The sequence below is a fragment of the Mycobacterium sp. ITM-2016-00317 genome (genome assembly GCF_002968295.1).
In the GTDB taxonomy this organism is placed as follows: Bacteria; Actinomycetota; Actinomycetes; order Mycobacteriales; family Mycobacteriaceae; genus Mycobacterium.
Window position 1 is genome coordinate 5,241,045 of record NZ_CP134399.1, and the last position, 12,862, is coordinate 5,253,906.

Annotated in this window: 11 protein-coding genes; 4 read left to right on the forward strand and 7 right to left on the reverse strand. The window is 68.9% G+C overall.

The genetic code is table 11. The features are described 5' to 3' along the window. Positions 1 to 35: 35 nt before the first annotated feature. The 3 genes from C6A87_RS25075 to xylA form a co-directional block, all read right to left on the reverse strand. The gene (locus C6A87_RS25075; protein WP_311118073.1) at positions 36 to 818 is read right to left on the reverse strand and encodes an ATP-binding cassette domain-containing protein; all 783 of its coding nucleotides are present in this window, start codon (positions 816 to 818) and stop codon (positions 36 to 38) included. Further along, complete coding sequence (locus C6A87_RS25080; RefSeq protein WP_311114722.1) at positions 818 to 1,897, reverse strand: substrate-binding domain-containing protein; 1,080 nt, start codon at positions 1,895 to 1,897, stop codon at positions 818 to 820. The genes C6A87_RS25075 and C6A87_RS25080 overlap by 1 nt, the downstream gene beginning before the upstream one ends. A gap of 109 nt (positions 1,898 to 2,006) precedes the next feature. Next, positions 2,007 to 3,230, reverse strand: a complete 1,224-nt coding sequence (gene xylA, locus C6A87_RS25085; RefSeq protein WP_311114723.1) for a xylose isomerase — start codon at positions 3,228 to 3,230, stop codon at positions 2,007 to 2,009. Between the two features lie 103 nt (positions 3,231 to 3,333). Between xylA and C6A87_RS25090 the strand changes: the two genes are divergently transcribed. From C6A87_RS25090 to C6A87_RS25100, 3 genes are read left to right on the forward strand one after another with little or no spacing between them, the layout of a single operon-like run. Next, on the forward strand, positions 3,334 to 4,500 hold the full coding sequence (locus C6A87_RS25090; protein WP_311114724.1) for an ROK family transcriptional regulator: 1,167 nt from the start codon (positions 3,334 to 3,336) through the stop codon (positions 4,498 to 4,500). Between the two features lies 1 nt (position 4,501). Further along, the gene (locus tag C6A87_RS25095) at positions 4,502 to 5,896 is read left to right on the forward strand and encodes an FGGY family carbohydrate kinase (RefSeq protein WP_311114725.1); all 1,395 of its coding nucleotides are present in this window, start codon (positions 4,502 to 4,504) and stop codon (positions 5,894 to 5,896) included. 44 nt (positions 5,897 to 5,940) lie between these two features. Continuing rightward, complete coding sequence (locus C6A87_RS25100) at positions 5,941 to 7,224, forward strand: HNH endonuclease signature motif containing protein (protein ID WP_311114726.1); 1,284 nt, start codon at positions 5,941 to 5,943, stop codon at positions 7,222 to 7,224. On the opposite strand, the gene C6A87_RS25105 is transcribed toward C6A87_RS25100, so the two are convergent. Genes C6A87_RS25105 through C6A87_RS25115 form a run of 3 tightly spaced genes read right to left on the reverse strand, consistent with a single transcriptional unit; the run spans position 7,205 to position 11,210 of the window. Continuing rightward, positions 7,205 to 9,112, reverse strand: coding sequence for an acetoacetate--CoA ligase (locus C6A87_RS25105; RefSeq protein WP_311114727.1), 1,908 nt, complete (start codon positions 9,110 to 9,112; stop codon positions 7,205 to 7,207). The genes C6A87_RS25100 and C6A87_RS25105 overlap by 20 nt on opposite strands. Next, a complete protein-coding gene (locus tag C6A87_RS25110) occupies positions 9,097 to 9,843 on the reverse strand; it encodes a 3-hydroxybutyrate dehydrogenase (RefSeq protein WP_311114728.1) in 747 nt (248 codons plus the stop codon). The genes C6A87_RS25105 and C6A87_RS25110 overlap by 16 nt, the downstream gene beginning before the upstream one ends. After that, positions 9,840 to 11,210: an MFS transporter gene (locus C6A87_RS25115; protein WP_311114729.1), complete on the reverse strand. Its 1,371-nt coding sequence runs from the start codon at positions 11,208 to 11,210 to the stop codon at positions 9,840 to 9,842. The genes C6A87_RS25110 and C6A87_RS25115 overlap by 4 nt, the downstream gene beginning before the upstream one ends. Before the next feature lie 69 nt (positions 11,211 to 11,279). On the opposite strand from C6A87_RS25115, the gene C6A87_RS25120 reads away from it, so the two are divergent. Next, positions 11,280 to 12,230, forward strand: a complete 951-nt coding sequence (locus C6A87_RS25120) for a LysR family transcriptional regulator (protein ID WP_311114730.1) — start codon at positions 11,280 to 11,282, stop codon at positions 12,228 to 12,230. Between the two features lie 42 nt (positions 12,231 to 12,272). Here C6A87_RS25120 and C6A87_RS25125 read toward each other — a convergent pair whose 3' ends face one another. Beyond that, entirely contained in the window at positions 12,273 to 12,836 is a 564-nt protein-coding gene (locus C6A87_RS25125) for a TetR/AcrR family transcriptional regulator (protein ID WP_311114731.1), read from the reverse strand. Positions 12,837 to 12,862 lie beyond the last annotated feature (26 nt).

The following is a 12,862-nucleotide window of genomic DNA, read 5'->3' on the forward strand; positions in this document are numbered from 1 at the left end:
GAGCGCCTCATCTGTGTCTCGGGGTTGGACGGGGTTCACATCGACTCGGCGGCTTCGGCCGGGGCCAGGCCGAGGTTGCCCGATCGGCCTGCCGTGATGAGTTCGACCACCTGGCCGTGAGTGACGTCGGAGGCCTTGACCTCCGCGGCCACCCGACCCAGGTACAACGCGCAGATCCGGTCGGCGACCTCGAACACGTCGTTCATGTTGTGAGAGATCAGCACCACGCCCAGACCGCGCTCGGCGAGTCCGCGCACCAGGTCGATCACCTGCCGGGTCTGCGCCACACCCAGGGCGGCCGTGGGTTCGTCGAGCAGGACCACCTTGGAGTTCCACAGCACGGACTTGGCGATGGCCACGGTCTGCCGCTGGCCGCCCGACAGACTCGACACCGGCTGGCGCACCGATTTCACCGTCCGCACCGACAGCGAGGTCAGCGCGTCGCGGGCCATCGTCTCCATCCGTGCTTCGTCGAGCATCCCGCGGCTCTTGAGTTCCCTTCCGAGGAACATGTTCTCGACGATGTCGAGGTTCTCGCACAGCGCCAGATCCTGGTACACGACCTCCACGCCCAGCTCCGACACGTCGTTGGGGCTGCGCACAGTCACCGGTTTGCCCTCGAACAGGTAGCTGCCCGTGTCGATGGGGTGGATCCCGGCGATCGCCTTGACCAGGGTCGACTTCCCGGCGCCGTTGTCCCCGACCAGCGCGGTCACCTGGCCGGGATAGACACAGAAGTCGACATCGTGCAGCACGTGGACGACGCCGAAACTCTTGTTGACGCCGCTCAGTTCGAGGATGGGCGGATGCGGTTCCATCACATGCCCGCGGCGGTGCACGCCGCGGCGAACTGCCCGGAGCACACCTCGTCCTTGGACTGACCACCGTCGTCGAAGACGATCGCGATGTTGTCCTTGGTGATCGACTGCGGCATCAACAGCACCGAGGGCACGTCACGGCCACCGGTGTCGTCACGCGAGGTACCGGTGGTTTCGGGCTCCTGGCCGTTGGCGAGCGCGATCGCGACGTCGGCGAGCGCACCCGCCTCCTCGGCGGCCGACTTGTACACCGTCATGCACTGGGTTCCGGCCAGGATGTTCTGCAGGCCTTCGACCGTCGCGTCCTGCCCGGTCACCGGGACCTGGCCGGCACGCTTGTTCTTCTCCAGAATCGAGATCACCGAACCGGCCAGACCGTCGTTGGCGGCGTACACGCCGTCCACCCGGCCGTCTGCCGCGGTGTAGAGCTGCTCGAAGATCGTCACCGCCGCGTCGTTGTCCCAGTCGGGCACCGCCTGCTCACCGACGATCGTGATCGACGGGGTCGCATCGACGACCGAGTGCGCGCCGGTACTGAACAGCGTGGCGTTGTTGTCGGTGGGCGAACCGTTGAGGAACACCACGTTCGCGGGTTGCCCGGCCAGGCACTCGACCAGCCCCTGGCCCTGCAGTTCGCCGACCTTGGTGTTGTCGAACGACACGTACACGTCCGACGAACCGCCCAACGTCAGGCGGTCGTAGTCGATGGTCTTCACACCCTGGGCAGCGGCCTTCTGCTGGATCGAGGCGCCGCTGTCGGAATCGAGGTTCACGATCGCCAACACGGTGACGCCGTCGGCGATCATGCCGTCGGCGATGGTGGCCATGGTGTCGGCCGACCCCTCGGCGTTCTGGATGGTGTAGTCGACACCGGCATCGCTGAACGCGGCCTCCAACGCGGGGCGGTCCTTGGTCTCCCAGCGGACCGACGACTTGGTGTCGGGCAGGATGACGCCGATCTTGCCGCCGCCCTGGGCGGCGGTGGACCCCGAACCCGAGTCCGAGTTCGACCCGCACGCGGTCAAGGTCAGGCCCACGCCTATCACTGCGGTGACGAGCAGGCTGCTGGTGCGCTTCACGAAGATCCCTCCGAACAAGTCGTGGTGGTCATTTGTTGTGCCTCTCGACATATAACGTGATCCAGGTCACTGGTGGGCAGGATTTTCCGTTTCCCCTCGCGCCGCGCACTCACCGCGCGCCCATCAGGTGCTCGATCGCCAGCTGATGCAGAGCGACGAAGCCGCAACCTCTTCCACCGAAGTACGCGTCGGTGTCGAAGTCCTCGTAAGCGGTCGGGTCGGCCAGCAGATCGGCGTAGGTCTCGCCGTCCCCGAGAGTCGGGCGCCGCAATTCGGCCACCTTGGCCGCGGCCATCGCCTCCCGCACGGCCGGGTCGGCGCGGAACGCCGCGGCCCGCTCGCGAAGCAGCAGGTACATGCGCATGTTGGCGGCGGCGGACGCCCAGACGCCGGCGATGTCCTCGGTGCGGCTGGGCTTGTAGTCGAAGTGCCGGGGCCCGTCATAGGCGGCCGCACCGTCCGGTCCGCCGTGCTCCAGCAGGTCCACCAGTGAGAATGCGTTGACCAGGTCGCCGTGACCGAACACCAGATCCTGGTCGAACTTGATGCCACGCTGACCGTTGAGGTCGATGTGGAACAGCTTGCCGCTGTAAAGCGCCTGCGCGATACCGTGCGCGAAGTTCAGCCCGGCCATCTGCTCGTGGCCCGTCTCGGGATTGACCCCGACCATCTCCGGATGTTCCAGGGTCTCGATGAACGCCAGGGCGTGCCCGACGGTGGGCAACAGGATGTCGCCGCGCGGCTCGTTGGGCTTGGGCTCGATGGCGAACCGCATTCCGCTGCCCTGATCGATCACGTACTGGCACAAGAGGTTCAGCGCTTCCCGATAGCGCTCCAGGGCGGCCTGCACGTCCTTGGCCGAGTCGTACTCGCTACCTTCCCTGCCACCCCACATCACGAACGTCTGGGCACCGAGTTCGGCGGCGAGATCGACGTTGCGCAGCACCTTGCGCAGCGCGTAGCGGCGCACGCCCCGGTCGTTGCTGGTGAACCCGCCGTCTTTGAACACCGGCTGGGTGAACAGGTTCGTGGTCACCATCGGCACGACCAGACCGGTGGCGCCGAGCGCGGCGGTCACCCGGTCGACGGCCCGCCGCCGGTCGGCATCGGAGCTGCCGAAGGCGAACAGGTCGTCGTCGTGGAAGGTCAGGCCGTACGCACCCAGTTCGGCGAGTCGTTCCACCGCCTCGACCGCGTCCAGCGCGGGGCGGGTGGCGACACCGAACGGGTCAACACCCGGCCATCCGACGGTCCAGAGACCGAACGAGAACCGGTCCTCACGTTTCGGGGTCAGTGCTTCGGCGGTGCGAAGGCCGGCGGCCAGCACAGTCATCGGATACTCCAAACGGCAATGGACTATGGTTTTGTTCTTTGATCGAACTTATGATGTGGCCTGCGACACTGTCAAGGGTCGAATGTGAAGGAGGCGGGCACCGTTGAACGCGACGCATGGCCACCGCGCAACGCGGGTGGGGACGAGCACCGACGACGTCCGACGGCGGAACCTGTCCGGCGTGCTCACCCTCGTACACCGCCGCCGCGCCGTCAGCCGCGCCGAGCTGACCCGGCACACCGGGTTGTCGCGCTCCACCACGAAGGACCTCGTCGAGGAGTTGGCGGCCAGGGGCCTGGTCGACGAGTCCCCGGCACCGCCGGTCTCGCAGGTCGGGCGCCCGAGTCCGATCGTGCGCCCCGGCGATCGGGTGGTCGCGGTGTCGGTCACCCCCGAGGTCGACGCCGTCACCGTCGGAGTCGTGTCGATGGGCGGCGAGGTCCGCGAGGTCGTCCGCCGCCCGACCGACCGGATACCCACGCCGGCCGACACCGTGGCCATCACGGCCGACGCGATCGCCGACATCCGCCGCAGCCTGCGCAGCGATCAGGAGATCACCGCCGTCGGTGTCGCGGTGCCGGGCCTGGTGCACGGCCCGGAGTCGTCGGTGCAGTTGGCCCCCAATCTGGACTGGCATGACGTGGAGATCGGCCAGATGCTCAGCAGCGCAACGGGATTGCCGGTCTACGCGGCCAACGACGCCAACGTGGGCGCCATCGCCGAACACCTCTTCGGCAACCACCACGGCGCCGAGCACCTGATCTACGTCAACGGCGGCCCCAGCGGCATCGGTGCGGGATTCGTGGTGGCCGGCGGACTGCTGGGCGGCATTGCCGGATACGCGGGCGAACTGGGGCACACCTACGTCGGCGGCGGCGAGCAGTGCCATTGCGGCAGCGTGGGATGCCTGGAGACCGAGGTCGTGCAGGCGCCGCTGGCCCGGCTGGTCACCGAGTTGGACGGTGCCAGAGCGGATCCGCCCACCAGCGCCGAACTCGACGTGCTCAATCGCCAGGCCCGCGTGCTGGCGGTGGCTCTCGGCAATGCCGTGAACATGCTGAACCCCGGCCTCATCGTCCTCGGCGGATTCCTGCGGGTGTTCTGCGCCTACGCGGCGACGGCGCTGCGTGAGGAACTGGCGCGGCGAAGCATGGGTGCGCCGCGAAGCATGGTCCGGGTCGTGCCCGCCACACTGGGCGCCGATACTCTGGTCATCGGTGCCGCGGAGTTGGCGTTCGCACCTGTGCTGGCCGATCCCGGGAGGTTCTGACATGACGCTCGTCGCGGGTGTCGACTCGTCCACCCAGTCCTGCAAAGTGGTCGTCTGTGACGCCGACACCGGCCGCGTCGTGCGTTCTGCGTCGTCGCCACATCCCGGCGGGACCGAGGTCGACCCGAGATGGTGGTGGGAGGCGCTGCAGCGCAGCATCACCGCCGCAGGCGGATTCGATGACGTCGCGGCCATCTCGGTGGGCGCGCAGCAGCACGGCATGATCTGCCTGGACTCCGCCGGGCAGGTGGTACGGGATGCGTTGCTGTGGAACGACACCCGCTCCGCTGACGCCGCGGCGCAACTCGTCGGCGAGTTGGGCGGCCCCGCGGTGTGGGCCGACCGTGTCGGCGTGGTGCCGGTGGCCGCGATCACCGCGGCCAAACTGCGGTGGCTGGCCGACCACGAGGCGACGAGCGCCGATGCCACTGCGGCAGTGTGCCTTCCACACGACTGGCTGACCTGGCGGTTGACCGGCTCGTCGGACATCGCCGATCTGCGCACCGACCGTAGCGACGCCAGCGGAACCGGCTACTACTCCGCCGGCGCCGACGACTACCAGTACGACCTCCTCGCGCTCGCCCTGCGCGGCCGCATCCCCACGGTGCCCCGGGTGCTGGGACCACGGGAGTCCGCGGGCACGACAACCGAGGGTGTTGCCCTGGGGCCTGGTGCGGGCGACAACGCCGCGGCCGCATTGGGACTGGGCGCAGGCGACGGCGACTGCGTGGTGTCGCTCGGGACCTCGGGCGTGGTCAGTGCCGTCGGCCGGACCGCGCCCCACGACCCCGACGGCATCGTCGCCGGATTCGCCGACGCGACCGGACGCCAATTGCCGTTGGTGTGCACCCTCAACGGGGCGCCGGTGCTGGCCGCGGTCGCAGAGATGCTGTCGGTGGATTTCGACGAGTTCGACAGACTCGCCCTGTCGGCGCCGCCCGGTGCCGACGGGCTGGTCCTGGTGCCGTACTTCGAGGGTGAACGCTCCCCCAACCTGCCGCGGGCCGCCGGGGCGCTGCACGGTGTCACGACGCGGAACCTGCACCCTGCCAACATCGCCCGGGCAGCGGTTGAAGGGCTGCTCAGTTCGATGTCGTTCTGCATCGACAAGATCGGCGAGCAGGGCGTCGACGCGAACCGCATCATCCTCGTCGGCGGCGCCGCCAGGTCCGACGCGGTCCGGCGGATCGCACCCGCGGTGTTCGGGACCACCGTGCGAGTGCCGACACCGGGCGAATACGTGGCGTTGGGCGCGGCCCGGCAGGCGGCATGGGTGGCGTCCGGGCAGCAGGCACCGCCGGCGTGGGAGATCGGAGACTGGGCGAGTTACGAAGCCGACGCGACGCCCCATGTGCTCGAGCAGTATCACTCCGCGGCGCCGCTGACCTTGCGGTAGGCGGCTTGTCGGAACTTGTCGGCGCCTGTTGGTAGCGTCGGGGCATGTTCGAAAGTTTGTTCGATATCGACGAGGGGGCATCGCAGGCCGAGTTGCGGGCGGCCGTCGAGCGCTTCGAAGCCCTGAAGTCCGCCGCTGCGGCGGCGCAGGCGCGGGCGACGGCGTTGTGGGCGGCCAAGCGCCGCGCCGCTGAGGAGGCCGCGGGGATTCCGGCGGCGAAGCGCGGGAAGGGCCTCGGCGCGGAGGTGGCGTTGGCCCGCCACGACGCCCCGGTGTGCGGCGGGCGGCATCTGGGGTTCGCGCAGGCGTTGGTGGAGGAGATGCCACACACGCTGGCCGCGTTGGAGTGCGGGGGGCTCTCGGAATGGCGGGCCACCCTGATCGTGCGGGAATCCGCGTGTCTGTCGGTGGCGCAGCGGAGGGAGTTGGACGCCGAACTGTGCGGCGACGTCACCAGGTTGGCCGGGTGGGGCAACAACCGGATCGAGGCCGAGGCCAAGAAGATCACCGCCCGGCTGGACGCGGCGGCCGTGGTCGCGCGGGGCCGGGCGGCGGTTGCCGATTGCGCGGTCAGTGTGCGGCCGGTGTCGGACACCATGATGTGTGTCAGTGTCCGGCTGCCCCTGGCCAAAGGCGTCGGCCTGTATGCGGCGTGTAAACGAGCCGCCGACACCACCTTTGATGCGCGGCCGCGGGGCCAGGTGATGGCTGAGACGGTGTATGAGCGGGTGACCGGTCACCCGGCTGATGGGCCGGTGCCGGTGGCGTTGAGTCTGGTGATGGCCGACACGACGTTGGCCGGTGACGATGACGAGTTGGGTTGGCTCGACGGCTACGGCCCGGTCCCGGCCGGGTTCTGCCGGGCGCTGACCGGGGACGCGGCTGCTGACGCCGAGGCGAAGGCCACGCTGCGGCGGCTCTATCGGCATCCGGAATCAGGGCAGTTGGTGGCGATGGAATCGACGGCCCGGAAGTTTCCGAAAGCACTGGCGCTGCTGTTGCAGCGCCGCGACCGCACGTGTCGCACCCCGTACTGCAATGCCCCGATCCGCCACCACGACCACGCCGTGCCCGCCCGCGACGGCGGAAAGACCAGCGCAGGCAACGGGCTCGGGTTGTGCGAGGCGTGCAATTACGCCAAGGAAGCGCCGGGCTGGCGGGTGACCACCAGCGAGACGAACGGTGAGCATCGGGCCGAGTACGTGACCCCGACCGGGGCCACCTACACCTCGATCGCCCCGGTGCTGCCCGGGCCGCCGGTGCGACGACGGCTCAGCCTGGCCGAAGGCCGACTCAGCATCGACCTCGTCACCTTCGACGCTGCGTGACGTACCAGTCGAGAAGCGCGGGATCGTCGACCGCGCTGCGTTCGACGACCTTCGCGGGGTCTCCGCCCTGGAACAGCTTCTTGATCGGCACCTCGAGCTTCTTGCCGGTGCGGGTGTGCGGAACGGCGGGCGCGACGATGATCTCGTCGGGCACGTGGCGCGGCGACACCTCGGAGCGGATCGTGTCGTTGATGCGGTCGCGGAGTTCGTCGGTCATCTCGACATCGTCGGGCAGCACCACGAACAACGGCATCCAATAGCCGCCGTCGGGTTGCTCGGCGCCGATCACCAAGGCCTCCACCACTTCTGGCAGGCTCTCGACCGCCTGATAGATGTCGGCACTGCCCATCCGGATACCGTGCCGGTTGAGGGTGGAGTCGGACCGGCCGTGCACGATCACACTGTCGTGATCGGTGATGGTGATCCAGTCACCGTGGCGCCAGACACCCGGGAAGGTGTCGAAATAGGCCGAGCGGTAGCGCTCCCCGTCGGGGTCGTTCCAGAATGCGACGGGCATCGACGGCAGCGGCTTGGTGACCACGAGTTCGCCGACCTCGCCGCGCACCGGGTTGCCCGACTCGTCCCACGCATCAAGGGCGACACCGAGGTACGGCGCGGACAGTTCGCCGGGCCAGACCGGCACAGTGCGCGCGCCACCGATGAACGCCGACACCACGTCGGTGCCCCCGCTGATCGACGCGATCTGCACCCCCACGTGGTCGCGCAACCACAGCGACGACGACGGAGGGAGCGACGACCCGGTGATCCCTACGGTCCGCAGCGCGGACAGGTCGTGGGTGCGGCCGGGCTCGGCGTCGGCCTTGATGCAGCCCAGCACATAACCGGGGCTCGTGCCCAGCACCGTGGCACGGATCCGGGCGGCGATGCGCCACAACGAATCCGGCTGCGGGGCGTTCGGGCTGCCCTCGTAGCAGACGATCGTCGCGCCGACCAGCAGCCCGGCGACCTGGAAGTTCCACATCATCCAGCTTGGGCTGGTGTACCAGAAGAACGTGTCGTCGGGGCCGATGTCGGATTGCAGCGCAACGGCCTTGAGATGTTCGAGCACCACACCGCCGTGGCCGTGGATGATGCCCTTCGGCAGCCCGGTGGTCCCCGACGAGAACAGGATCCACAGCGGATGCTCGAACGGCACCCGGACCGGTTCCCACGGGGCGTCACTGCGTTCGGCGAGGTCGTCGGTCGAGAACGTCGCCTTCAGTGTCGGCAGCCCGGCCGTGACGGCCTTCACGTCGTCCCGCTTGTCGCGGTATTTGCCGCCGAACAGGTAGCCGTCGGAGGCGACCAGCACCGTCGGTTCCAGCTGCCCCAGCCGGTCCAGCGCCGCCTTGGCCGAGTAGTCCTGGCCGCATGCGCTCCATACCGCGCCGACGCCGGCGGTGGCCAGGAACGCGATGACCGTCTCCGGGATGTTGGGCAGGTAGCCGACGACGCGGTCCCCCGGGCCGACGCCGGCCGCGCGCAGCTTCTCGGCGAACGCCGCGGCACGTCCGAGCAGGTCGGCCCACGACACCTCGCGGTCGGGTCCGTCCTCGCTGACGTGGATGATCGCCGGCCGGTCGGTCCGGGCCTGCCGCACGACGTGGTCGACGTAGTTCAGCGTGGTGCCCGGAAACCAGGTGACGCCGGGCATTTCCGATCCCTCGAGGACACCGGAGTGCTCCCCGAGCTCGAAGTAGTCCCACAGCGCACCCCAGAAGCCCTCGACGTCCTCGACCGACCACCGCCACAGGGCCTGGTAGTCCGCGAACGTCTTCCCGGTGCGTTGTTCGGCGAAGCGCGCGAACGCCGTGACCTGCGCCCCCGTGATGTCCTCGTCGGTCGGCACCCACTGCGGTTCGGTCGTCACCGTCACCGCGCGCTCCATCCGCCGTCCATCGTGTACGACGCCCCCGTCACCATGCCCGCCACAGGCGATGCCAACCATGCGACCAACGCGCCGACCTCCTCAGGTTCCACGAGACGCTTCACCGCGCTCTCCTTGAGCAGGATGTCAGAGATGACCTGATCCTCACCGATGTTGTGCGTTCTGGCCTGGTCGGCGATCTGCCGGGTCACCAGCGGGGTCCGGACGTAGCCCGGGTTGACGCAGTTGCTCGTGACACCGTGCGGTCCGCCTTCGAGCGCGGTGACCTTGGACAACCCCTCCAGGGCGTGCTTGGCGGTGACGTAGGCGACCTTGTACGGCGATGCCCGCAGGCCGTGGATCGACGAGATGTTGACGACCCGCCCGAACTCGTTGCGGTACATGTGCGGCAGCGCGGCGCGGATCAACAGGAACGGTGCCTCCACCATCAACGCCATCATCGAGCGGAACTTCTGCGGCGGGAACTCGGCGATCTCGGCGATGTTCTGCACGCCGGCGTTGTTGACCAGGATGTCGGTCTCCAGGCTCAGCCCCTCCAGCGCCTCGACATCGAGAAGGTCCAGCACCCAGGCGGTTCCCCCGACCTCCTGTGCGACCGCCTTGGCCGCCACGCCGTCCACGTCGGCGACGGTGACCTCGGCCCCCTGGTCGGCCAGCGCCCGGGCGCACGCAGCGCCGATACCGCCTGCACCACCCGTGACCAGGGCGGTGCGACCGCGCAGACCACTCATACCAGGCCGGCCTTGGCCAGCTGCTCTCGATCGGCCTCGTCGACGTCGTGCAGGTCGATGCCGTTGGTCTCGCGGGTGAACCACGCGGCGACGAGCGTGATCGCCGCGGCGCCTGCCAGATAGACCGCGATCGGGACCCAGGTGCCGAACCGGTCCAGCAGCCAGGTGGCGATCGCCGGGGCCAGCGATCCCGCCACGATCGACGTCACCTGATAGCCCAGCGACACACCCGAATACCGCATGCGCGTCGGGAACATCTCGGCCATGATCGCGGGCTGCGGCGCGTACATGAACGCGTGAATGACAAGTCCGAGGATGACCGCGCCCATGATCATCAGGTAGTTACCGGTGTTCATCATCGGGAACGCGAAGAACCCCCAGGTGGCGGCCAGCGCAGCGCCGCCGATGTACACCGGTCGGCGCCCGAACCGGTCGGCCAGCCGGCCCACCTGCGGCACAACGATGAAGTGTACCGCGTGCGCGGCCAGCAGATACCACAGGATGTCGCTGGTGTCGGCGCCGACGTGCGTCTTGAGGTAGACGATGGAGAACGTGACCACGAGGTAGTACATGATGTTCTCCGCGAAGCGCAGTCCCATCGCGGTGAAAACCCCACGGGGATAACGCTTCAGAACCTCGAACACGCCGTAGGACACGGCCTTGACCCGCTCGACCTCCTCCTGCGCGGCGAGGAAGATCGGCGCATCGGTGACCTTGGTCCGGATGTAGTAGCCGACGAGCACCACCACCGCGGAGAGCCAGAACGCCACCCGCCAACCCCACGACAGGAACGCGTCCTCGGACAGCACCCCGGTCAGCACCAGCAGTACGACGGTCGCCAGCATGTTGCCGACCGGCACGGCCGCCTGTGGCCAGCTGGACCAGAACGCGCGCTGCTTGTCGGGGCTGTGCTCGGCGACCAGCAGGACCGCGCCGCCCCATTCCCCACCGACCGCGAAGCCCTGCAGGAAGCGCAGGGTGACGAGCAGGATCGGCGCCCAGACCCCGATCTGCGCGTACGTAGGCAGACACCCCATCAGGAACGTCACCGCGCCGACGAGCAGGATCGCGAACTGCAGCAGCTTCTTGCGGCCGTACTTGTCCCCGAAGTGCCCGAAGACGATGCCACCCAGCGGACGCGCGATGAAGCCGACCGCATAGGTCAGCAGCGCGGCGATGAGCCCGGCGGCCTCACTCGTCCCCTCGGCGAAGAACACCTTGTTGAACACCAGCGTGGCGGCGGTGGCGTAGAGGAAGAACTCGTACCACTCGACGACGGTGCCCGCCATCGAGGCGACCACCACCCGCTTGAGGCCCGTCGTGATCGGCCCCTGACCGTCCGTCCGTGCATCGTGTTGCGTGCTCATCGCGCACCTTTCCTATGTGACGCCCACCACAGATGTCAGTGAGTATTCCTGCAGCTACCCCACGCGGCAATGGCCAAAACCGCAGTACACATCTGCGAAAATGCAGAGGTGTCTTCTCCAGTCCGCAGGCCCAGTGCGGACGACCTGCTGGTTCTGCTGGCGGTCGGCCGCACGGGCCGGTACACCACCGCGGCCGACGAGCTGGGCCTGAACCACACCACGATCAGCCGCCGCATCGCCGCGCTGGAGCGGGCCATGGGTGGGCGGGTGCTGGCCCGCGTCGCGGGTGGCTGGGAGCTGACCGATCTCGGACGCGAAGCCCTGGCTGCGGCCGAGGCCGTCGAGAACGCGGTCCGGTCGCTGGCCACCGACACCGCCGGGCAGCGGGCGCTGGAAGGTGTCGTGCGCATCTCGGCCACCGACGGGTTCTCCGCGTACATCGCCGCGCCGGCCGCGGCCGCGGTGCAGCGCAAGCACGCCAAGGTGGCGGTCGAGATCGTGGCCGCCACGCGTCGGGCCAGCCAGCAGCGCTCCGGGCTGGACATCGAGGTGGTCGTCGGCGAGCCGAAGGTGCACCGCGCCGAGGCACTACCGCTCGGCGACTACTGCCTGGGGCTGTACGGCTCGCGCGACTACCTCGACGAACACGGCGGACCGGTCGATGTGGACGACCTTCGCCGGTTCCCGCTCGTCTATTTCATCGACTCGATGCTCCAGGTCGACGATCTGGACGTGGCCGCCAGTTTCGCCCCGGCCATGCGGGAATCCGTGACGTCGACGAACGTGTTCGTCCATGTCGAGGCCACCCGCGCCGCGGCCGGACTGGGCCTGCTGCCGTGCTTCATGGCGGACCGCCATCCCGATCTGGTGCGGGTGCTGCCCGCCGCGGTGTCGATCCGGCTCACCTATTGGCTGGTCGCCCGCGCCGAGACGTTGCGCAGGCCCGAGGTCGCCGCGGTGGTCGACGCGCTTCGGGAACGGATGGGCGACCAGCACCACGTGCTGCTCGGCGAGTGGTGAGGCGAACCTTTATCCACAGGAGTTATCCACAGTGTGGATGAATCACACCGGTGTTATTTCACCGAGCAGCAGACGGGTGGCGTCGCGGACCACCTCGCCGCGGCTGCTGCCGGGGTGGTCGGCTGCGATCAGGTGGTCACCGATCACCAGCGAGAAGGCGAGCATCGCCCGCGCCTCGACCTGGGCCGGGTCCTCGACGAGGGTCGCGAGGAGTTCGCGCAGGTAGTCCATCCGGCGGTTGTCCACCTGCCGCAGCCGGCGCGCCACCTCCCGGTCACGCCGCGCCCAGTCCCGGACGGCGAGGTCCAGCGGGAGCAGCTCAGGGGAGAACGTCAGCGCGCCGGCCCGGGCGACCTTGCTCCGCGCGCCGCCGCCCTCGGCCTCGACCCGCGCCCGCACCTCGTCGATGCTGCGCTGCTCCCAGGTGTCGAGCATCGCCTCGACGAGGTCGCCCCGTCCGCCGAACTGCCGGTAGAACCCGCCCCTGGTGACGCCGAGCCGCTGGGCCAACACCTCGACCCGCACGGCGTCGGGCCCGTCGGCAGCGAGCAGGGTGAGTCCGGCGTCGATCCAGGCATCCCGGGGTGTGCGCACAGGTGGCGGCATGGCGTTCCGATCGTCGGTCGACTCTT